The sequence below is a fragment of the Microbacterium sp. genome, from assembly GCF_011620665.1.
Lineage (GTDB): Bacteria > Actinomycetota > Actinomycetes > Actinomycetales > Microbacteriaceae > Microbacterium.
In genome coordinates, this window is the sequence record NZ_WOYQ01000050.1 from 1 (window position 1) to 19,558 (window position 19,558).

Consider the following 19,558-nt stretch of genomic DNA (forward strand, 5'->3'; position numbering starts at 1 on the left):
CGAGGGAGAAGTGCATGCCCTCGTGGCCCATCGAGATGCCGTCGGAGACCGAGATCGTGCCGAACTGCAGCGGGTAGCCGCCCCCGGAGTGCACGCCTTCCTTGGCTCCCTGCGCAAGACGATCCAGGCTCAGGTTGCAGGGGGTGATCTCGTTCCAGCTCGACGCGATGCCGATCTGGGGTTTCTCCCAGTCTTCGTCGCCCATGCCCACCGCGCGGAGCATTCCGCGGGAGGTCGTGGCTTCGATGCCGTCCGTGACCACGCGACTGCGTGGCTTGATGTCGATGGGGTCGTTGCTCGCGGGCATTCTCTAACTCTATTCCTGGAGCAGGGCCCGCTCACGCGCCAGTCGCACAAGCATCGCAGCAAGTTCTGTGATGTCGGCCACACGCATCGCGGCCGCCGTCTCGCCGGGTCCGACGCGCACGCCGAGGTCATTCGCGCCGAGGGTGCGCAGCGCATCCTCATCGGTGACGTCGTCGCCGGCGAACAGCACGGCGGTGGCGCCCGTGATCTGTCGCAACCGGGCGACGGCGGCATCTTTACCCTCGTCGCGGAAGGAGAACTCGACGATGTCATGGCCGGTCCGGCGGCGCCAGCCGGGTGCGCACTCCGCCATCAGCTGGTCGACCGCGGCGACGGCGGCCCGGGCTGCGGCGGGAGCTGCGAGGCGGGTGTGGAGGGCGAACCCGAAACGCTTGCGTTCGATCCAGGCGCCCTCGTTCCCCGCGACGACCGACTCCGCGCGTGCGAACAGGTCGTCCCGCAGCGCCAGAGTCGCAGCATCCGGCACGTCGCCTGTAGGCGTCGGCCAGTGCTCGGCGCCGTGGGATCCCGCCAGAAGGATCGGTGAGCGATCGTCGTGCTCGGCGATCACGCGCAGGTCAGGCAAGGCCCGTCCCGACACGAACGCGACGGTCGTGGCGGGCACGGCCACCAGGGCCGCGACCGCGGCCGCCGCATCCGAAGTCATGCGCGCTTCCATCGGACGGTCTTGCAGCGGAGCGAGGGTGCCGTCGAAGTCGAGAGCGACGAGGAGGTGCTCCGTCGCCGCGAGCGATCTCACGACGTCGAACGGGGTCACGTGGCGCTCCCCCGCGAGCGCGCGTGGCTGAGATCGGTGAGGAACTCTCGCGACCAGTCGGCGACATCATGGTCACGCACCCTGCGCCGGAGCGCACGCATCCGCCGGGACTGCTCCGCGGGCGGCATCCGCGCCGCCTGAACGATGGCGTCCTTCATCCCCTCGATGTCGTGCGGGTTGACCTTCACCGCCTGAGTGAGCTCGTCCGCCGCGCCGGTGAACTCGCTCAGCACCAGAACGCCACGGTTGTCCACCCGGCTGGCGATGTACTCCTTGGCGACCAGGTTCATGCCGTCGCGGAGCGCGGTGACGAGCATCACGTCGGCGGCGAGATAGAGCGCGACCATCTCTTCGCGCGGGTAGGAGTGGTGCAGATATCGAATCGCGCTGTGCCCCACCGTGTCGCGGTCTCCGTTGATGCGTCCGACGGCCAGTTCGATCTCGTCCCGCAGCTGCATGTACGCTGCGACCCGTTCGCGGCTCGGGCTCGCAACCTGCACGAGAGTGACCGTCTCGACGTCGAGACGGTGCTCGGCGAGGAGCTCCCCATAGGCTTTCAGCCGGTGCGTGATTCCCTTGGTGTAGTCGAGACGATCGACCCCGAACAGGATGGTTCTGGGCGACCCGAGGCTCTCCCGGATCTCTCTCGCGCGCGCCTGCACCTCGGGCCGTCGCGCCAGTTCGTCGTACACGCCCACGTCGATCGAAATCGGATAGGCCTTCGAGACGGCGATGCGGTCGGGAGCGCCGTCGACCGGCACGCGTATCGACCCGGCCTTCGTCTCGAATCCGAGCTGACGCCTGACGGCGCGGGCGAAATTGCCGGCATCCTGCACCCGCTGAAAGCCGATGACATCTGCGCCGAGCAGCCCTTGGAGCACCTGGCGTCGCCACGGCAGCTGCGCGTAGATGCCATATGCCGGAAAGGGAATGTGGTGGAAGTAGCCGATGACGAGGTCGGGACGCAACTCACGCAGGATGCGCGGTACCAACTGCAGCTGGTAATCGTGGACCCAGACGGTAGCTTGCGGTGCAGCGACGGACGCTGCGGCCTCCGCGAACGCGAGATTGACCCGCTCGTACGCGTCCCACCACTCCCGGTGGTACGCGGGCGGCGAGATGACGTCATGGTAGAGGGGCCAGATCGTGTCGTTGGCGAATCCCTCGTAGTAGAGCTCGACATCCTCCGCCGTCAGCGCGACGGGGACGAGCGACATTCCATCGAACCGAAACGGGTCGACCTCGATGTCGGGCTGACCCGGCCATCCCACCCAGGCGCCCCCTGAGGCATGCACGACGGGTTCGAGCGCGGCGACCAAGCCGCCCGGTGACCGTCGCCACGGCTCGCCCTCATCGTCGGAGCGATCGACGGGAAGCCTATTGGAGACCACGACGAACTCGGCAGCGGGAGGAAGGGTGTTCACAGGGCTCCTTTCGGCAGACCTGACCCCAGGCTAACAAGCGCGCACCAGCCTCCGGGGCCGGGTAGCGTGGTGGACATGCGCAAGTACCTCTTCGGCACCGGGATCATCTCTGCACTGACCAGCGGAATGTCACTGCTCCGCGGGTTGCGCGGCGATGCGCCGTTCACGTGGCGTCAGGCACTGGCATGGCTCAGCTGGGGAATCACTCTGGCGCTGTCGATCGGCACGATCGTCGACACCTACCGCGCGGGCCGTGGCAAGCTCGCTGCGCCCGACTCTCCGGTTTCGGGCAAGGAGCAGAAGCTCATGAAGCGTCGTTACGACGCCTGACCCTCACTTCAGGGTGCGCAGGTGCAGCGCGCGTCGGCCGGCACGCCCGCGAGCGCACTCTCGATGTGCTGGCCGCAGCCGGTCCACGTGGTCTTGCCGCAGGTGGTACAGGTCATGGGTGAACACATGGGGTCTCCTCGGATCGAACGCTCACCGAGTAAGGATAAGCGCTTCACCCTGACCGCCGCCGCCGCAGAGCCCGACGGCGGCCGTGCCGGCCCCACGCCGAACGAGCTCGTGGACGGCGTGGACGACGAGCCGGCATCCCGACGCGCCGATCGGGTGCCCCAGCGCGATACCGCCGCCGTGGACGTTCACGACGTCGGCATCGAGACCCAGCTCGCGCTGAGACACGGCCACCACAGCGCCGAACGCCTCATTGATCTCGACGAGATCCAGGTCGTGGGGTGTGATCCCGTGCTTCTGGAGGGCGCGCTCGATCGCGCGCGCCGGCTGAGCGTGCAGGGAGTTGTCCGGCCCCGCGACCTGGCCGTTCGCACCGACGAGCGCGAGGACCCGCCATCCGTTCGCGTCGGCATGGGCGCGCGTCGTCAGCACGACGGCCGAGGCACCGTCGGAGATGGGCGAGGAGTTTCCTGCCGTGATGGTGCCGTCCTTCGCGAAGGCGGGCCGCAGGGCCGCGAGGCTTTCGACGGTGGAGTCGGGCCGGATGCCCTCATCCATCGCCACCAGCAGTGCGGGGCCGCGGCGCTGCGCGACCTCGACCGGGACGATCTCCGCGTCGAAGAGACCTCCGTCCCGGGCGGCCGCCGCGCGCTGGTGCGACCGCGCGGCGACGGCATCCTGCTGCGTGCGGTCGATGTCGTACTCGGGATTCCGGCGCTCGGTGGAGGCGCCCATGCTCTCGCCGTCATACGCGTCGGTGAGCCCGTCGTACGCCATGTGATCAAGCACCTCGATCGAGCCGTACGCCCACCCTTCGCGAGAACCCATCAGCAGGTGCGGCGCGCGTGACATCGATTCCATGCCACCGGCGACCACAACCGTCGCGTCGCCCGCGGAGATCATGCGCTCCGCGTCGATGATGGCCGTCAGCCCCGACAGGCAGACCTTGTTGACGGAGGATGCAGGAACGTCCCACCCGATGCCCGCCGCAATCGCGGCCTGGCGTGCGGGATTCTGCCCCGAGCCTGCGGCGAGCACATGGCCCATGACCACGGCATCCACTCCGTCGGACGGGATTGATCCCTGTGCGAGCGCCCCGGCGATCGCGAAACCGCCCAGCTGCGGCGCCGTGAACGACGACAACCGCCCGTTCAGGCGCCCCTGCGGTGTGCGGGCCGCCGCGACGATGACGATGTCGTGCGTGCTCACGTGGTCTCCTTCGCCCGCGGGTTGTTGCCAAGGGGACCAGGGTATCCGACGCGGCGCGACCGAACCATGCCGTGGCGACGAGAAGCCCGGTCTCTCGGTTCACGACGAGATTCCGGGCTTCTGTGCGGTGCACCCCCAGGGACTTGAACCCTGAACCCATTGATTAAGAGTCAATTGCTCTGCCGATTGAGCTAGAGGTGCGCTCTGCCCGCCACCAGGCGAACGAGGGTCAACGTTACCATCCCGATGCCGTGCATCGCCAATCCGCGTGGCTGCGGCACCGTATCCTGAGGGGGTGAGCTCCCCCGCCTTCCGATCGTCCTGGAACACGCCCTTCGAGGGCGACCTCTCCGGCGAATTGGAACTCGCACTGCGGCTGGCCGACTCGGCCGACGAGATCGCGATGGCGCGTTTCGACGCTCCGGACCTGGACGTGCGCGCGAAGGCCGATGCGTCGCCCGTCACCGAAGCCGACCTCGCCACCGAGCGCGCCATCCGGGACATGCTCGCCGAGGAACGCCCGAGCGACGGGGTTTTCGGTGAGGAGTTCGGCTCGAGCGGCGACACCGGCCGGCAGTGGATCATCGACCCGATCGACGGGACGGCGAACTACCTCAAGGGGATCCCGATGTGGACCACTCTGATCGCACTGGCGATCGAGGGGGTCCCGCGCGTCGGCGTCGCCAGCCAACCCGCACTCGGCCGTCGCTGGTGGGCTGCGAGCGGACTCGGCTCGTGGACGAACACCCCCTCCGGCGCACCCCGGCGCCTGGCCGTGTCGCGGATCCCGGACATCGCAGCATCCAGCGTCAGCTTTCAGAGCATCGCGCAGTGGGACGAGGCGGGCCACACCGACGCGCTGCTGCGGCTCAGTCGGGCAGTCTGGCGCGACCGCGGTTACGGTGACACCTGGCCCTACATGCTGTTGGCCGAGGGTCGCCTGGAATGCGTCGCGGAATTCGGCGTTCAGGAGTACGACATCGCCGCGCTCGTGCCCATCATCCGCGAGGCAGGCGGCACCTTCACCGACTTCGACGGCCACGAGTCCGTTTCATCACGGTCGTCTCTGGCAACCAACGGCGTGTTGCACGAATCCTTCCTGTCCCTCCTCCATTCCCCATCCTGAACGATCCGGACGCACACCATGCCGCACACCCGCTTCCTTTCCACCGCTGTGCTCTCCGGCCTGGGGGCACTGTCTTTGCTGCTCGTCGGATGCGGCGCGCCCGCTCAGCCGACGCCGACCGAGGCGACGATGACGACCACGCCGAGCCCCGTCAACACCGAGCTCGGAGGGGCGACGCCGACCGCGAGCGCCACTGCATCGGTGTCGGATGCCACCTGCGACACGCTCGTATCGGAGGGAATCCTCGCCGACCTCACGGCACAGGAGTGGACGTACCGGGAAGACCCGTTCACGATCGGCGACATCACGCTCGACGACGGACTGCAGTGCATGTGGGCGGACTTCACGACAGCGAGCGGCAATCTGTTCCTCTTCGGCTGGGCGCCGATCACGAGCGACGAGGCGGCGCAGGCGCAGAGCCAGCTCATCGCCCAGGGATGGACGGTCGAACAGGCGCCCGACGGCGTGTACGTGACGGAGGACGGCTCTCAGGCGCCCACCGTGGATGAGAACGGCTACGGCATGACCTACCAGTTCGGCGACGGCTGGGTCATCGTCGCGGACACGAAGCAGAATCTGCTTCTGATCGAGCGGCCGGCCGGCTGAGTACCGCTGCGCCTGAGCGGACGGTTCACGCCCGCGTTGCGGAGCGTGCCCAGGCGCAGAACGCGCAAAGCGTCGCGAGCCGGTGGCCTACTCCGTCGAGGGACCGGCTCCGCTCCACGGAATCGCCATGATGCGTTCCACGAAACGCTCAGCCAGATACCGTTGACCCTGATAGCCCGGGTGGCTCGTATCCGTACCTGGCACATCACCGATGTAGGTGTCCTGGTTGCCGTCCCCCTGCGGGTCGGAAACGGACCCCGTACCTGTCAGCCAGTCCTCACCGCGCCAGTCGATGACGGCGATGACGTTCGGTGCGGCGTCCGCGGCAGCGATGATCTCGGCGTTCACGGCGTCCCAGTCGGAGTAGGTGGGGTCGTCGGCTGCATACACAGGCTCGACGCCCGCCACGATCACGGGGCGCGGTGCGAGGGCTTCGTAGTAGGCCGCCGCGGCCGACTTGACAACCGCGGTCGCAGCAGCGCCGTCGTTGACCGACCCGATGACGAGGACCACGTCCGGGTCCTGCGCCTCAAGGGCGGCCAGGCGCTGGGGAGATCCGAACACGCTCTTCGATGCGTCGCCACTGGACGCCCCGTCATTGGTATATCCCGTGGAGCCCTGACCGAGCTGGATCGGAGTCCACCCGGTGAGACGGTGGATCTCGCGAGAGAGGCCGGCGTAATAGGGAGCGAGCCCGGAGTCGGCGAAGGAGTCGCCCGTGATACCGATCGTGAACGTCGGAGCGGGGCCGGGAGTCACCCTCGCGGAGGGCGCGGCCACGACCTGCATGAAGTTCGCCCCCCAACCAAGGATGAACTCCACGAGGTGACTGCCTGCGCCGAGATCGTCAGCGACGACGAAGTACTGTCCCTCCGGTACGAGGTAGGGATCGACGGTCAGCGGTTTCCGGTCCACGTAGATCGTGATGTCCGTCGATGCCCAGGCCGTCACCATCAGGGCGAACTTCTCTGCCGTGATCCGGAAGCTTCCGTAGAGCGACTGCGGGTTGTCGCCACCAGTGCCGGTCAGCTTGCAGCCGTACAGGTGCGGGTTGCCGGCGACGGCGGAAACCGGTGTGCCGGCGGGGTAGCGGATCTTCGAGAAGTCGTCCCACAAAACAGCGGTTGGCGAGCCCGTGAAATCAGGGGTCACGTCGATCTGGTGCGTCAGAGTCGCCCCGGCGTACAGCGACGTCTCGTAAGGGTTCATCTTGGACTGGAGAGTTTCCACGACAGGAGCCGACGTGCATCCAGCGAGAAGAAGTACCAGCAACACGAAGACACTCGAGAACTTCCTCATATCCCGATCCTACGGGCGCCCGATGGGCGGTGCAGTGGTGCGCCAAGTGTCGACCCTTGTTCCGGAAACACGACAAGCCCCTCGATCCCGGTGTTTCGCAGGGATCGAGGGGCTTCCTCGTGTGACAGTGGCGTCGTGGAGCTGGGGGGAATCGAACCCCCGTCCAGCGCTGAGATACTGCGTCTTCTCCGGGCGCAGTCTGTGGAGACGTTCTGCTCGGCTCCGACCTTTGTCACAGACACCTAAGTCGACGAGCCCAGTCCCAGAAGAGTCCCATGTGACGTCGAGACCCCGTCACACAGCAAGATCCCTAGATGACGCCAGGGTCCGTAGCGGGATCGCCTACGGTCTGACGGAGTTCAGGCTCGCTTAGGCAGCGAGGGCGAACTCAGTGCGCTTGGTTTCGGCACTTATTGGTGTGCAGAGATCGTTTACGAGATAACCCTGCATCCTCGGCCCGCTTCTCGCAGATTCGCAGGCGCTGTCGAAACCGATCAGCCCCGTGAGCCATGCGGCGAATGAGCCACTGTCACGCTGTGGAGTTGTGCTGGGATGCCGTAACACCCGAGCATTACAGGATATCACCGTGCGGCGAAGGTTCGCACCCACGGACGATGTCACTCCCCGAGACGGTTGCGGCTGCGCATCGCCCGCTCGGCTTCGCGCTTGTCCTCGCGCTCGCGGATGGTCTGACGCTTTTCGTACTCGCGCATGCCTTTCGCCACCGCGATCTCGACCTTGGCTCGACCGTCCGAGAAGTAGAGCTTCAAAGGGATCAGCGTGTAGCCGCCGGCCGCGACGGCGTGCGAAAGCTTGACGATCTCGTCCTTGTGCAGCAGCAGCTTGCGCGTGCGCTTGGAGGAGTGGTTCGTCCAATGGCCCTGCGCATACTCGGGGATGTGGACGGCATCGAGGTAGGCCTGGCCGCCGTCGATGTACGCATAGCCGTCGGTCAGGTTGGCGCGCCCCTCGCGAAGCGACTTCACCTCGGTGCCCGTGAGGACGAGCCCTGCTTCGTAGGTCTTCTCGATCGCGTACTCGTGGCGCGCGCGACGGTTGGTCGCGACCACCTTTTCCCCGCGTTCCCTGGGCATGTCCTCGTCCTCCTTTCGATGCCGGTTGCCGCCCGAGCGTGTCGACGAACGGCAGCCCGTCAGTCTACCCCGCCACGGGCTCAGCGACCTTCGAGGGGTCAGATGCGCAACCACCGCCGGATCGCGAATCCCGCCGACAGCGCCGCCAACACCAATCCGATCAGAACGATGACAGGGATGACGAGGGCGGCATCCGACATGTCGACCCAGTTGGTGATGAAGTCGATCCGGGCCTGCAGATACCCGTTCACGCCGAAATGAACCCCGGCGAGGATGGCACCGCCGGCGAGCAGTGAACCGAGGAACGCGGCGAACACGCCCTCGAGAATGAACGGCGTCTGGATGAACCGGTTGGATGCGCCGACAAGTCGCATGATCCCGAGTTCTTTCCGTCGCGCGAATGCCGACAGACGGATCGTCGTGGAGATGAGCAGCACCGCGGCGATCAGCATGAGCCCGGCGACCCCGACCGCGATGTATGTCGCAATGGTCAGAGCCGAGAACAGCGGCTCGAGGTACTGCAGTTGATTGCGGACGTTGTCCACTCCCGCGGTGCCGTTGAATGCCTCGGTGATGATGTCGGATTGATTCGGATCGATGAGGTTGACCCAGTAGGTCTCGCCCAGCTGCTCCGGCGTGACGTAGTCGGCGTATTCCTGTCCGTAGAGGTCCAGGAGGTTCTGATACGCCTGATCGGCGGACTCGAACCGCACGTCGCTGACGACGTCAGCGAGTGCCGGGCTGTCAAGCTGAGCGGCCACGGCATCCAGCTGCTCCTGCGTGGCCGCCCCGTCCACGCACGTCGTGACCGTCGAGTCCGCGCGACACATGAACACGGCGACCTGCGCCCGCTCGGCCCAATAGTCCTGCATCTTGCTGATCTGGATCTGCATGAGCATCGCCGCGCCCACGAAGGTCAGCGAAACGAACGTGACCAGCACGACGGAGACCACCATCGACGCGTTCCGGCGAAGCCCGCTGAGGGCTTCGCCGAGGATCAGCTGCAGCCTCATGAGGTCGGACCCACCTCGTCCTCGTCGCCGCCCAGCCCCAATCGATCGGCAACACCGCGGCCTTCGGCATCCCACCCGCCGACTCCCAGCCCATCGAGGTCGACGGTCGGCGCGTCGATGCGGATGGGTCGAGTCCCTGGCGCGGGATCCACGACCGGCTCTGCAGCGGTCTGGGATGCCCGAGAATCCACGCCGTTCGGAGTGCCGGGCCCCGGCTGGGCGGCGATCTCCCGCTGAAGCTGGAGGACCGCAGTGAGTGCAGCGGTCGCCGCGGCGCCCCGCTCGGCCTGCGGCATGAGACTGGGGATCGCGGATGTGTCGCCGTATCCGCCGTGGCGATCGTCGCGGACCACGATTCCGTCGCGCAGCTCGATCACACGGCGCTTCATCTGGTCGACGAAGCCGGCTTCGTGGGTCGCCATCACGACCGTGGTCCCGCGGGCGTTGATCCGCGCGAGCAGCTGCATGATGTCGACAGACGTGGCAGGGTCGAGGTTGCCGGTGGGCTCGTCGGCCAGGAGGATCTGGGGTCGATTCACCAGCGCGCGCGCGATCGCGACGCGCTGCTGCTCTCCACCGGACAGCTCATGCGGTAGTCGCTTGTCCTTCCCCTCGAGTCCGACCAGCGCGAGCACCTCGGGAACCGCCTGATGGATGAACGCCCGCGAGGATCCGATCACCTGGAGCGTGAAGGCGACGTTCTGGAACACCGTCTTGTTGGGCAGCAGGCGGAAATCCTGGAACACCGACCCGATGTGCCGGCGAAAATACGGGACCTTGCGGCTCGACAGAGTGTCGAGATCACGCCCGAGCACGACGGTGCGGCCCTCGGTCGGCGACTCCTCGCGCAGGATCAGTCGCAGGCACGACGACTTGCCCGAGCCGGATGCTCCCACGAGGAACACGAACTCACCGCGCTGCACCTCGAAGTCAAGGTCGCTCAGCGCGGGTTTGCTGGTCCCGCGGAATCGCTTGGTGACGTGCTCGAAGCGGATCATGACCTGACGAGCCTATGCGGGTCACGGATGGATGCCGGATGCGACACCCCGCGGGTCACGACCTCGTGAGCTGACCCCGCACGATCGAATCTCCCGAGTGCTCAGCCCCGCCGTCGATCGGTTCCTGAGAGACGTCGACCACCGAGAACTGACTCGTATCGACGTCGGCCGGCACCGCGAACGATCCGGTTCGGCCGTCGAGCACACCGAGACTGACCAAGGCCGACCCGTCCGCGGTGAGCAGCCACACTTCGCGGAATCCGTCGTCCGGGACGAGTGCATCGAGCTCAACGCGCACCCGTTCGGTTCCGTCGGGCTCCCGCTCGAGTTCGGCGGTCCCGCGCGCACCGGGGTGCGCGGGGAACGCATCGAGAGTCGCGGTGGCGATATCCACCGGACGCGGCACGAGGATCACGACGGCGATCGCCACCGCCGCGGCCACCGAGGTCAATGTGCTGAGCAGGACAGCTGTGCGCGGCCACCGGCGCCGACGCGGTGCAAGGTGTCTCGGCACACGGTTTTCCGGCACGACAGAATTTTCCGGCACGACAGGGTTTTCCGGCACGACAGGGTTTCCCGGCGCGACAGGGTTTTCCGGAAAGACAGGGCTTTCCGGCGGCGAAGTCTGTTCCGGCGCGGGGTGCTCCGCGGTGGGGGATGCTGTCCACACGACGTCGCTCTCTGCGGAAATCTCTGCGACGATCGCGTCCCAGACGCGAGGATTCGGAGTCGACAGGCCGTCAGGCGACCCGGACCGGCCCGCTCGTACGGCGCGCCCGAGGGCGCGCAGGTCGTCCTGGCAGAGTCCGCACTGCGCGAGATGGGAGCGGTCGACGCTGCCGAGGCCGTCCTCCTCGAGGGCCTCGAGCGCGAGACGTTCGGGATCAATGTGCGACACGGGTTCCCTCCAATCTGATCCGCATCCGGTGCAGACTCCGCCGCAGATGACTCTTCACGGTGCCGAGCGGCATGCCGAGATGCTCCGAGATCTGCGCGTGCGTCAGATCATCGTAGAAAGCGAGCCGGACGACCGTGCGGGCGTCGGGTTCGAGCAGCTCGAGCTCGTGGGCGACAAGGATGGCGTCGGCGACGTCCGGCTCTTCTTCAATAGCCGGCTCCGCAGATTGCTGCAGAGCGTCCATGACACGGGCGCTGTGCGCACGAGCACGGTGTGCGTCGGCGATCCGTCGGCGTGCGATGGCGATCAGCCATGTGGAAAGCGATGCACGCTCGTCGTCGTACGTCGCCCGAGCCTTCCACGCCGAGACGAACGTCGCCTGTGTGACATCCTCGGCCTCGCTGTGATCGCCGAGCGAACGAAGGGCCAGCGTGTACACCAGCCGCGACCACCGGTCGTAGACGCGCTTGAGGGCCGCAGTGTCGCCTCGGGCGAATGCCCGCGCGATCTCGCGGTCTTCCTCGTCGTCGATGACGTCTCCCTCCGTCCGGGCCGCCGAAGACGGCCACCATAATCATCATGCATCCAGGGGACGTGCCACGGCCACGACGTTGTCGCTGTATGTGCGGGTCGCCTCATCGAAGGAGCCTCCGCAGGTGATGATCACCAGCTTCCGTTCGCCCGTGCGCGAGAAGAAATCCGAGACCGGAAGTTCCGCGCGCGGGATGTAGGTCACAGAGATCACCTCGAAGCTGCGCGCGACACCCTCCGCGTCTGCGACCTGCACGATCGAACCGAGCGGAAGCTCGCGCAACCGTCCCAACGGGCCCACGCCGTACACCCGAGAGTCCACGTGCGCAGCCAGGACCGACGACCCTTCCGGTGCGCCGGGGGTCGGGCCATAGCGGTACCACCCCGCCTCGGACGGAAGAGTGGGGATGTCCATCGAACCGTCGCTCTTCACTCCGACCGGCTCGACGGGCAGAACGGCGTCGATCGCGTCGATCCTCAGTTCTACCGGTTCGACCGGAGCCACGATGGGCGGGGCGGTCGCCGGCGCCACCGGCACGTCGAGCACGGCCGTCGGCCGCGGTGAGGGAGTCACCGCGGCCGACGGACCGACACCGCTCGGGGTGGCGGGAGAGCATCCCGTGAGGAGCGACACGGCCACGACGACGGCAGGAATCGAGCTTCCGCCGAGGAGACCGCGACCGCTCATCATCACGACTGCGCGTGCGCGGCGCGACGTCGAACGACCACCGTGATTCCGCCGGCCAGAAGCAGTCCGCCCGCGAGCAACAGGGCAGGCATGGATCCCGCGCCGGTTTCCTCGGCGACGAGACCGGCCGAGCCGGTGTTGACCCCGTTGGGGTTCCCGTGCAGGCCGTCGACCGTCTGCACAGCGAGCGCGAGGTTGCTGTCGGCGGCGCTGCCCCACGCGTAGACGATCGTCAAGGTGCCCTCGGCGACGTTCACGTCTGTCGGGCCGAGGACCGGATCAGTGGTCCCGGCCAGCGCAACCGCTGCAGACACGGTGCCGGCCGGCAGGTTGAGAGTCGCCTCGTTCGGGTTGGTCAGCCCCTCGATGACGGCAGCCCCCCCGGCGAGGACATCTACGGCTGGTGCCGCCGCCACGTGACGCACGGTCAGTCGTCCCTCGCCGGCGGTGGTCGTCGAGGTGTCGTTGGTGAAGAGCTTCGCCGTGGGCGCACCGGCCTCGGTGAGGTGTGCGACGGCGGTGTAGGACGTGTTGGCCGCCAGACTCAGCGTGATCGGTCCGAGAACCGGCGCCGACGCGTCGGCGGCATCGGGAGCCGTCAGGGCGACCTGGTAGTCGCCCGCGGGAAGCGCGAGCGGTCCAGCGAGGTCACCAGGCTGGAAGTCGTCGATCGTGAGCGCACCGTTCACGTAGACATCGACGGGGGTATCGGGAATGCCGTGCAGGACGGACAGCGAGGCCTCGTCGGCCGCCGAAGCGGGCGCCGCGAAGCCGACCGTGGCGAGCGCCGCGGCCGCGAGGCCGACAGCGATCCTAGATCGCATCATGATGTTCTCCTTCCGCGCGGCGCGCTGTTCGCGCCGTCACAGATGTATTCGCCCATCTCGGTGGATACGGATGCACCTGGAGGAGAATTTCTTTGCGGAGATGTCGCGCGCGGACGCAGCGGTCCGCGCGGATTCAGTCGTCGTCTTTGCGCTTGCGCCAGCGGATGCCGGCAGCGATCAGGCCGTCGAGATCGCCATCGAAGACGGCCGCGGGGTTGCCCACTTCGTAGCCGGTGCGGAGGTCCTTGACCAACTGCTGCCCGTACAGGAAATAGGAGCGCATCTGGTCACCCCAGCTGGCGGTGATCGTGCCGGCGAGTTCCTTCTTGGTCGCCGCCTCCTGCTCCTTCTGCAGCAGCATCAAGCGAGTCTGCAGCACGCGCATGGCAGCGGCGCGGTTCTGGATCTGCGACTTCTCGTTCTGCATCGACACGACGATGCCGGACGGAAGGTGCGTGATCCGCACGGCGGAGTCGGTGGTGTTGACCGACTGCCCGCCAGGACCCGACGAGCGGAACACGTCGACGCGGATGTCGCCTTCCGGGACCTCCACTTCCTTCGCCTCTTCCATCACCGGGATCACCTCGACGGCGGCGAAGCTCGTCTGACGCTTGTCGGCCCCGCCGAACGGGCTGATCCGGGCGAGACGATGCGTTCCGGCCTCGACCGACAGCGTGCCGTAGGCGTAAGGAGCATCCACTTCGAACGTGGTCGATTTGATTCCGGCGCCCTCGGCGTAAGAGGTGTCCATGACCTTGACGGGATACTTGTGGCGCTCGGCCCAGCGCAGATACATGCGCAACAGCATCTCTGCGAAGTCCGTGGCGTCGTCGCCGCCCGCGCCGGAGCGGATCGTGACCACCGCCGCGCGCGCGTCGTACTCTCCGTCGAGCAGGGTCTGCACCTCGAGCTGGCCGATCACGTCCTGCAGGTCTGCGATCTCTCTGCGGGCCTCGGCGGCGGTGTCCTCGTCATCCATCTCGATGGCCATCTCGATCAGCACATCGAGGTCGTCGAGCCGCTGCTCGACGTCGGTCAGGCGCTTGAGCTCCGACTGGCGGTGGCTCAGGGCGCTGGTGACCTTCTGTGCCTTCTCGACATCGTCCCAGAGGTCAGGAGCGCCTGCGTCTTCGGAGAGCCGGGCGATCTCCGCGCGCAGGGAATCGACGTCGACCACCGCCGCGATATCGGAGAACGTGGAACGCAGGGCCTGGATCTCGGCAGAAGGATCGAATTCAAGCATGACAGTCCAGACTACCGTGAAGAGAGTGACCACGACCGCCTCCTCACCCTCGATGGGCAGGATGCTGTGGCGCCTGGCGCCGATGATCTACGGGCCCACCGTGCTGTTCGCGCTCGGAGAGGGCGCCGTCATCCCCCTGCTGCCGGTGTTCGCGGCGCGACTGGGCGCGGACCTCCCCACGGCGGCGCTGGTCGCTTCGGCGCTCGTCGTCGGCCAGCTCTGTGGCAATATCCCGGCCGGCGCGGTGGTGGCCCGCATCGGCGAACGCCTCACGATGGCGGCCGGCGGGGTCCTCGCACTCGGGGGTGTCGCGGGAGTTCTGGTCGCGCCGAGCCTGCCTGCTCTGGCCGGCGGGGTCTTCCTGATCGGATTCTGCGCGGCGACGTTCGGGCTCGCTCGGCACTCCTTCATGACGACGCGCGTGCCGCTGGCGTTTCGGGCGCGCTCACTTTCGCTTCTGGGAGGCACCTTCCGTCTGGGGATGTTTCTCGGGCCCTTCACCGCGGCACTGCTGCTGGCGATCTTCCACGACGAGCACGTGACGTTGTGGTTCTTCGGAACGTGCCTGGTCGCGACGGTGTTCCTGGTGGTTGTCGGGCCCGACCCCGAGGTCATCGCCGCGTCATCGGCGGAGACCTCCCGCGATGCGGACGCGGCCGACACCGGCGAGCCGGTCACCGGACCCGTTCCGGTGGGGCGCCGCGCGGGCGTGTTCCGCACGATGTGGCAGCACCGCGGGGTGCTTTCACGGCTGGGACTCGCCGCAGCATCCCTCTCGGCGGTGCGCTCCGCGCGGCAGGTCGTGCTGCCACTGTGGGGCCTGTCGATCGGGCTTGACGCGCAGACCGTCGCGCTCGTCGTCGGGGTGTCCGGTGCGATCGACTTCGCCCTGTTCTACGCGAGCGGTCAGGTCATGGACCGCTTCGGACGCCTCTGGGCGGCGCTGCCCGCGATGCTGCTGATGGGCTCGGGATTCCTGGCCCTCGCGTTCACCCACGATGTCACCCGGTCCGCGCTGTGGTTCGCGCTGTTCGCCGCCGTGCTGGGCGTCGGCAACGGGCTGTCCAGCGGCATCCTGCTGACCCTCGGCGCCGACGCTGCTCCGCAGTCGGACCCGGCTCCGTTTCTCGGATCGTGGCGGACGCTGACGGATGCCGGCGGCGCGGCCGCGCCGCTCGCGGTCTCGGGACTGGCGGCGGCGTTCTCACTGTCGATCGCGGCGGCGGCGATGGGTGCGATCGGACTCATCGGCGCGCTGGCCTTCCTGCGCTGGGTGCCGCGTTACGTGCCGCGCGAGCGCTGAGCCTCCTCAGCGCAGCGCCGTTCGACTCGTGGCGGTGGCATCGAGCGCCACGCCCCCGGGAACGAAGACAGCGAGCACCGGCGGCCGCCAGAGCGCGGAGACCGTGACGCGGGCCGAGACACCGTCATCGGTGCCGGCGTCCACGAGCGTGGTGTCGACATAGACCGCGAGGATGTCCTCCACCTGGGCGCGGACGCCGGCATCCGTCAGTGTCGCCACCGGCTGCCCTCCGGCGATCGTCAGGGTGAAGCCGTCGGCACCGGCCAATGCCGCCGCGTCGGCGGCGGCATCCACCCGCTTCTGCGCCAGGTAGAGACTCGTCGCGTCGACGCACACGAGGACCAGCGCGATCGCGAGCAGTGCGTAGCCGAGGGAAAGCAGCAGGACGCTGCCCTCGTCATCCGCGAGGACATCGCGCGTCATCACGGTGACACCCAATACCGCGAGACCTTCTGCGCCCCCGTGGCCTGAACGGGAACCCGGACGAAGTTCTGCATGCCGAGCACCGCGGGCACCAGGGGAAGCGGGACGCTCGCCGACACCGTCACGAGCAGCGTGGCCCCCGCCTCGGGACACGGGGATCCCCCTCCGGCGCAACTGACATCGACAGTCAAGCTACCGCGATCGATGCCATACTCCTCCACTATGGCGGCGATCACACGCTCCGCCCGCGCATCGGACGTCGCTGCGTCGTCGGACGTCGCGATCGTGCGCGCCAGCTGCCGTGCACCGGATTCGACGCCCAGGGCCTGTCCCTGGATCGCGCCCAGCGCGACGATCAGGTAGACGATCGGAACCAGCAGTATGAGACCGACGAGGATGAACTCCAGGGCCGCCGAACCCTCCTCTTGGCGTGCATCAGTCGAAAGATTCCCGCGGCGCATGCGCACTCACCTCCATCCCCGCCGGGACGCCGAGAAGACCCACCAGGGGCAGCGTCGCAATGACCGTCACCTCAACGGCGGGCACACCGAGCGCGGTCGTGTCGTGCGCGCTGACCGTCGCATCCAACCCGCTGACAGCCGTCTGAATGAGGCGCAGTGCGCGCGCAGCACCGTCGGCGGGAGAGGTGTCGGCGAGCGCACCGTGATAGGCGCCCTCGACGGCGGCATCGTGAACGACGTTGCGGACGTACACCGCGAGCGCCAGCTGCACGACGGCCAGCGTGAGGATCGTGAGCAGCGTCCCGACGAGGACGAACTCGACGGGGCTGGAGCCCCGGTCATCCTCGCGCAGCGCGATCATGACGATCAGAAGCCCGAGACACGACTGATGGCATCGGTGAAGAGGCCTGCCAGAGCGGGCCCCGCGAGCGCCCAGATCGCCACGACAAGTCCTGCGGTCATCAGGGTGACCAGAACCCAGCCGGGAACGTCTCCCCGCTCGTCGTCCACCGTCGCACGCCAGGCAGAACGCAAGGTGCCCCATACTGTGCGGATCATGTCCGCCTCCTTTCGACCGTTGCCGGTCATCCGATTCCGAGTTTGAGCAGGACGATCCCGGGGAAGACGGCGAAGAGCACCGACAACGGAAGGATCAGGAAGACAAGCGGCAGGAGCATCAGGATCTCTTTTCGGCCCGCGGCTTCGATGAGCCCGCGTTTCGCGTCTTCGCGGGCATCGACGGCCTGATCCTGCAGCACACCGGCGAGGGGCGCCCCGCGATCGATCGCGGCGACGATGTGCTCGATCGACCGTGAGAGCGCGGGAACGTCAACGCCTTTGGCCATGTCGAGGAGCGCATCGGACAAACTCGAGCCGGTGCCGCTCGCCAGAACCGCACGGCGGAACTCGGCGGTCAGCTCGCCGGTGCCGATCTCGCCCACGCGGCGCAGCGCATCGCGCAGGCCTTCGCCGGCCGAGAGGCACAGCGCCAGGAACTCCAGCACAGTGGGCAGCTCGTCCTCGATCCGCGCGGCGCGAGAATGCGCGGCCATGGTCAGGCGGTAGTCGCTGCCGACGATGCCCGCAACAGCGAGCAGCGGCGGGAGCAGCACCGCGACCGGCCCGCCGCGCCCGGCGAGCGTCACCGCGACGGCGAGCGCAGCGCCGACGGCGAGTCCGGCGAGGGCCCACCCGAGCTGAGCGGTGCGGAACGAAACGACAGTCTGCGACCGGTCCGCCTGGCGCAGGCGGACCGCGAGGGCCTCTCCCCCACCCCAGGCCGACATGATGCGATCGCGCAGCGAGCGCCACCCGGCGCTCGACCCCGGTGCTGCGAGCGGTGTCAGCCCGCGCGGATCCGCCACATCGCGGAGGTAGGGCGCAATGCGCCGCTCGAGGCTCGGCGCCGACCATCGCGGCACGCGCACAGCGGCCAGCAGCAAGCCCGCCGCCATCCCGGCGCCCAACACGACGGCGAAGGCGAGCTCGGTCGCCGCACTCATGCGAACCACCTCTGCGGCTCGGGAAGCCGCCCCAATCGCAGCGTCAGCCGGTAGGCGAACACAGAGACCGCCGCCCCCACCAAGACGACCAGGACCCCGGCCGGGCTTCCGTACGCCGCGGCGCCCTCGGGTCGCAGCGAGAGCATTCCCAGAATGATCCACGGCGCGACGACGCCGACGACGGCAGCGCCGCGCACCCACGACTGACGGGCTTCGACCTCGGCTCGCAGCGTCGCGTCAGCCCGGACCGACGCGGACAGTGCCCGCAGAACGGCGATGAGTTCGGTGCCGCCCACCTGCCGGGCCATCCGGAGAGTCTCGACGATCCGATCGGCGACCGGATCTGCGAGCGCGGCTTTCAGACGCAGCGCGCTCGAGTCGAAATGACCGGATGCCGCCATGTCCCCCGCGAATCCGGCGAAGGCGGCGCGGAGCGGCGGAGGTCCGCTCGTGGCGAGGGCCGACACCGCGTCGGGCAGAGACATGCCGGCGCGAGCGGACGCGATGAGCAGATCGCAGACATCCGACCACAGTGCGCGTCGAGAGCTACGCAGCCGCCGCGCCCGCTGTCGCAACCAGACGAACGGGGCCACAAGCCCGGCGACGCCCGCGATCAGCGCGACAGCAGCCAGTCCCGTTGCGAGTAGAACGACAGACGCCGACACCACGCCGCACGCGGCGCCGATGAAGACAGGGCGAGCTACGGGCGCGTGCGCGTACCCGGCCTCCTGGAGTATGCGGGCGATCGTGCCATCGGCGGCGGTGGCCTGCTCGGCGCTCCCCCGAGAAGGCCACAGCCAGGGTGACGCGGCCAGCAGAAGCCCGGCAGCGAGGAGAGCACCCCAGAGGATCGTCATGTCGGCTCCACCCGGGCAAGAGTCTGAGTCTCGATGTGTCCGCTCTGCACATCGCCCGTGGTGCGCAGCACCTCTTCCACGAAGCGGTGTCCGTTGGCCTCGCGACGACAGTGCACGACGAGATCCACCGACGCGGCGATCGCCGGGAGGACGAACCCGGCGTCGATGTTCTGACCCGCCAGAAGGGGCAGCGCGGCAAGCTTGCGCAGGGCGTCGTCGGCGGAGTTGGCGTGGATGGTCGCGGCTCCCGGAACGCCGGTGTTGAGGGCGAGGAGGAGGTCGAGCGCCTCAGCATCGCGGACCTCACCGACGACGAGCCGGTCGGGGCGCATGCGCAGCGCCTCCTTGACGAGCCGCCGCAGGTTCACCGAACCGGTGCCCTCGAGACTGGGCTGACGTCCTTGCAGAGCGACGATGTCCGGAGCCTGCACAGCCAGTTCGAACGTCTCCTCGACCGTGATAATGCGGTGATCCGGCGGGCACGCCCCGATCATCGCGGCGAGCAGAGTGGTCTTC

24 protein-coding genes, 1 tRNA gene and 1 other RNA gene are annotated in these 19,558 nt (G+C 67.9%); 4 read left to right on the plus strand and 22 right to left on the minus strand.

Annotated features, from left to right (window positions below; all coding sequences use genetic code 11):
• From QZV81_RS06965 to QZV81_RS06975, 3 genes are all read right to left on the minus strand, one after another.
• Window positions 1-307 (minus strand): dihydroxy-acid dehydratase (locus tag QZV81_RS06965; RefSeq protein WP_292834831.1); only part of this gene is annotated, 307 nt, incomplete at its 3' end.
• A gap of 9 nt (window positions 308-316) precedes the next feature.
• The gene (gene otsB / locus QZV81_RS06970; protein ID WP_292834834.1) at window positions 317-1,084 is read right to left on the minus strand and encodes a trehalose-phosphatase; all 768 of its coding nucleotides are present in this window, start codon (window positions 1,082-1,084) and stop codon (window positions 317-319) included.
• Window positions 1,081-2,508, minus strand: coding sequence for a trehalose-6-phosphate synthase (locus tag QZV81_RS06975; RefSeq protein ID WP_292834837.1), 1,428 nt, complete (start codon window positions 2,506-2,508; stop codon window positions 1,081-1,083). The genes otsB and QZV81_RS06975 overlap by 4 nt, the downstream gene beginning before the upstream one ends.
• 75 nt (window positions 2,509-2,583) lie before the next feature.
• On the opposite strand from QZV81_RS06975, the gene QZV81_RS06980 reads away from it, so the two are divergent.
• Window positions 2,584-2,838: a hypothetical protein gene (locus QZV81_RS06980; protein WP_292834840.1), complete on the plus strand. Its 255-nt coding sequence runs from the start codon at window positions 2,584-2,586 to the stop codon at window positions 2,836-2,838.
• Between the two features lie 150 nt (window positions 2,839-2,988).
• On the opposite strand, the gene QZV81_RS06985 is transcribed toward QZV81_RS06980, so the two are convergent.
• Both QZV81_RS06985 and QZV81_RS06990 read right to left on the minus strand, forming a co-directional pair.
• Window positions 2,989-4,173 carry an acetyl-CoA C-acetyltransferase gene (locus tag QZV81_RS06985; protein WP_292834843.1) on the minus strand — a complete coding sequence of 395 codons (1,185 nt, stop codon included), beginning with the start codon at window positions 4,171-4,173 and terminating at the stop codon, window positions 2,989-2,991.
• Between the two features lie 128 nt (window positions 4,174-4,301).
• Window positions 4,302-4,374 (minus strand) — tRNA-Lys (locus tag QZV81_RS06990).
• A gap of 94 nt (window positions 4,375-4,468) precedes the next feature.
• On the opposite strand from QZV81_RS06990, the gene QZV81_RS06995 reads away from it, so the two are divergent.
• Window positions 4,469-5,299, plus strand: coding sequence for an inositol monophosphatase family protein (locus tag QZV81_RS06995; RefSeq protein ID WP_292834846.1), 831 nt, complete (start codon window positions 4,469-4,471; stop codon window positions 5,297-5,299).
• An 18-nt stretch (window positions 5,300-5,317) separates the two neighbouring features.
• The gene (locus QZV81_RS07000) at window positions 5,318-5,905 is read left to right on the plus strand and encodes a hypothetical protein (RefSeq protein ID WP_292834849.1); all 588 of its coding nucleotides are present in this window, start codon (window positions 5,318-5,320) and stop codon (window positions 5,903-5,905) included.
• 87 nt (window positions 5,906-5,992) lie between these two features.
• Here the strand turns inward: QZV81_RS07000 and QZV81_RS07005 are convergent, their stop codons facing one another.
• The 10 genes from QZV81_RS07005 to prfB form a co-directional block, all read right to left on the minus strand.
• Entirely contained in the window at window positions 5,993-7,204 is a 1,212-nt protein-coding gene (locus QZV81_RS07005) for a hypothetical protein (RefSeq protein ID WP_292834852.1), read from the minus strand.
• A 133-nt stretch (window positions 7,205-7,337) separates the two neighbouring features.
• Window positions 7,338-7,706: a transfer-messenger RNA gene (ssrA, locus tag QZV81_RS07010) on the minus strand.
• 115 nt (window positions 7,707-7,821) lie between these two features.
• Window positions 7,822-8,298 carry an SsrA-binding protein SmpB gene (gene smpB / locus QZV81_RS07015; protein ID WP_292834855.1) on the minus strand — a complete coding sequence of 159 codons (477 nt, stop codon included), beginning with the start codon at window positions 8,296-8,298 and terminating at the stop codon, window positions 7,822-7,824.
• A 98-nt stretch (window positions 8,299-8,396) separates the two neighbouring features.
• A complete protein-coding gene (ftsX, locus tag QZV81_RS07020; protein ID WP_292834858.1) occupies window positions 8,397-9,311 on the minus strand; it encodes a permease-like cell division protein FtsX in 915 nt (304 codons plus the stop codon).
• Window positions 9,308-10,309: a cell division ATP-binding protein FtsE gene (gene ftsE, locus QZV81_RS07025; RefSeq protein ID WP_292834861.1), complete on the minus strand. Its 1,002-nt coding sequence runs from the start codon at window positions 10,307-10,309 to the stop codon at window positions 9,308-9,310. The genes ftsX and ftsE overlap by 4 nt, the downstream gene beginning before the upstream one ends.
• Before the next feature lie 55 nt (window positions 10,310-10,364).
• The gene (locus QZV81_RS07030; RefSeq protein WP_292834864.1) at window positions 10,365-11,207 is read right to left on the minus strand and encodes an anti-sigma factor; all 843 of its coding nucleotides are present in this window, start codon (window positions 11,205-11,207) and stop codon (window positions 10,365-10,367) included.
• The gene (locus QZV81_RS07035; RefSeq protein WP_292834891.1) at window positions 11,194-11,739 is read right to left on the minus strand and encodes a sigma-70 family RNA polymerase sigma factor; all 546 of its coding nucleotides are present in this window, start codon (window positions 11,737-11,739) and stop codon (window positions 11,194-11,196) included. The genes QZV81_RS07030 and QZV81_RS07035 overlap by 14 nt, the downstream gene beginning before the upstream one ends.
• A 45-nt stretch (window positions 11,740-11,784) precedes the next feature.
• Window positions 11,785-12,429: a class F sortase gene (locus tag QZV81_RS07040; protein ID WP_292834867.1), complete on the minus strand. Its 645-nt coding sequence runs from the start codon at window positions 12,427-12,429 to the stop codon at window positions 11,785-11,787.
• On the minus strand, window positions 12,429-13,250 hold the full coding sequence (locus QZV81_RS07045; protein ID WP_292834894.1) for a DUF4397 domain-containing protein: 822 nt from the start codon (window positions 13,248-13,250) through the stop codon (window positions 12,429-12,431). Before QZV81_RS07045 ends, QZV81_RS07040 begins: the two co-directional genes overlap by 1 nt.
• A gap of 136 nt (window positions 13,251-13,386) precedes the next feature.
• On the minus strand, window positions 13,387-14,496 hold the full coding sequence (gene prfB, locus QZV81_RS07050; RefSeq protein ID WP_292834870.1) for a peptide chain release factor 2: 1,110 nt from the start codon (window positions 14,494-14,496) through the stop codon (window positions 13,387-13,389).
• Between the two features lie 61 nt (window positions 14,497-14,557).
• Between prfB and QZV81_RS07055 the strand changes: the two genes are divergently transcribed.
• The gene (locus QZV81_RS07055) at window positions 14,558-15,799 is read left to right on the plus strand and encodes an MFS transporter (RefSeq protein WP_292834897.1); all 1,242 of its coding nucleotides are present in this window, start codon (window positions 14,558-14,560) and stop codon (window positions 15,797-15,799) included.
• 6 nt (window positions 15,800-15,805) lie between these two features.
• Here QZV81_RS07055 and QZV81_RS07060 read toward each other — a convergent pair whose 3' ends face one another.
• The 7 genes from QZV81_RS07060 to QZV81_RS07090 all read right to left on the minus strand — a co-directional run.
• Window positions 15,806-16,222 carry a pilus assembly protein TadG-related protein gene (locus tag QZV81_RS07060; RefSeq protein WP_292834900.1) on the minus strand — a complete coding sequence of 139 codons (417 nt, stop codon included), beginning with the start codon at window positions 16,220-16,222 and terminating at the stop codon, window positions 15,806-15,808.
• Window positions 16,222-16,683: a TadE family protein gene (locus QZV81_RS07065; RefSeq protein WP_292834873.1), complete on the minus strand. Its 462-nt coding sequence runs from the start codon at window positions 16,681-16,683 to the stop codon at window positions 16,222-16,224. The genes QZV81_RS07060 and QZV81_RS07065 overlap by 1 nt, the downstream gene beginning before the upstream one ends.
• Entirely contained in the window at window positions 16,658-17,044 is a 387-nt protein-coding gene (locus QZV81_RS07070; protein ID WP_292834876.1) for a TadE/TadG family type IV pilus assembly protein, read from the minus strand. Before QZV81_RS07070 ends, QZV81_RS07065 begins: the two co-directional genes overlap by 26 nt.
• A 5-nt stretch (window positions 17,045-17,049) precedes the next feature.
• A complete protein-coding gene (locus QZV81_RS07075) occupies window positions 17,050-17,241 on the minus strand; it encodes a hypothetical protein (RefSeq protein ID WP_292834879.1) in 192 nt (63 codons plus the stop codon).
• Between the two features lie 26 nt (window positions 17,242-17,267).
• Window positions 17,268-18,185: a type II secretion system F family protein gene (locus QZV81_RS07080; RefSeq protein ID WP_292834882.1), complete on the minus strand. Its 918-nt coding sequence runs from the start codon at window positions 18,183-18,185 to the stop codon at window positions 17,268-17,270.
• The gene (locus QZV81_RS07085) at window positions 18,182-19,042 is read right to left on the minus strand and encodes a type II secretion system F family protein (RefSeq protein WP_292834885.1); all 861 of its coding nucleotides are present in this window, start codon (window positions 19,040-19,042) and stop codon (window positions 18,182-18,184) included. The genes QZV81_RS07080 and QZV81_RS07085 overlap by 4 nt, the downstream gene beginning before the upstream one ends.
• Window positions 19,039-19,558, minus strand: a 520-nt coding sequence (locus QZV81_RS07090; RefSeq protein ID WP_292834888.1) for a CpaF/VirB11 family protein, incomplete at its 5' end; no start/stop codon positions are given. The genes QZV81_RS07085 and QZV81_RS07090, both read right to left, overlap by 4 nt.

Coding starts and splice junctions, on each gene's coding strand:
- QZV81_RS06980 (WP_292834840.1), top strand. CDS start 2,584: ATGCGCAAGTACCTCTTCGGCACCGGGATCATCTCTGCACTGACCAGC.
- QZV81_RS07000 (WP_292834849.1), top strand. CDS start 5,318: ATGCCGCACACCCGCTTCCTTTCCACCGCTGTGCTCTCCGGCCTGGGG.
- QZV81_RS07005 (WP_292834852.1), bottom strand. CDS start 7,204: ATGAGGAAGTTCTCGAGTGTCTTCGTGTTGCTGGTACTTCTTCTCGCT.
- smpB (WP_292834855.1), bottom strand. CDS start 8,298: ATGCCCAGGGAACGCGGGGAAAAGGTGGTCGCGACCAACCGTCGCGCG.
- ftsX (WP_292834858.1), bottom strand. CDS start 9,311: ATGAGGCTGCAGCTGATCCTCGGCGAAGCCCTCAGCGGGCTTCGCCGG.
- ftsE (WP_292834861.1), bottom strand. CDS start 10,309: ATGATCCGCTTCGAGCACGTCACCAAGCGATTCCGCGGGACCAGCAAA.
- QZV81_RS07040 (WP_292834867.1), bottom strand. CDS start 12,429: ATGATGAGCGGTCGCGGTCTCCTCGGCGGAAGCTCGATTCCTGCCGTC.
- QZV81_RS07045 (WP_292834894.1), bottom strand. CDS start 13,250: ATGCGATCTAGGATCGCTGTCGGCCTCGCGGCCGCGGCGCTCGCCACG.
- prfB (WP_292834870.1), bottom strand. CDS start 14,496: ATGCTTGAATTCGATCCTTCTGCCGAGATCCAGGCCCTGCGTTCCACG.
- QZV81_RS07055 (WP_292834897.1), top strand. CDS start 14,558: ATGCTGTGGCGCCTGGCGCCGATGATCTACGGGCCCACCGTGCTGTTC.
- QZV81_RS07060 (WP_292834900.1), bottom strand. CDS start 16,222: ATGACGCGCGATGTCCTCGCGGATGACGAGGGCAGCGTCCTGCTGCTT.
- QZV81_RS07065 (WP_292834873.1), bottom strand. CDS start 16,683: ATGCGCCGCGGGAATCTTTCGACTGATGCACGCCAAGAGGAGGGTTCG.
- QZV81_RS07070 (WP_292834876.1), bottom strand. CDS start 17,044: ATGATCGCGCTGCGCGAGGATGACCGGGGCTCCAGCCCCGTCGAGTTC.
- QZV81_RS07075 (WP_292834879.1), bottom strand. CDS start 17,241: ATGATCCGCACAGTATGGGGCACCTTGCGTTCTGCCTGGCGTGCGACG.
- QZV81_RS07080 (WP_292834882.1), bottom strand. CDS start 18,185: ATGAGTGCGGCGACCGAGCTCGCCTTCGCCGTCGTGTTGGGCGCCGGG.
- QZV81_RS07085 (WP_292834885.1), bottom strand. CDS start 19,042: ATGACGATCCTCTGGGGTGCTCTCCTCGCTGCCGGGCTTCTGCTGGCC.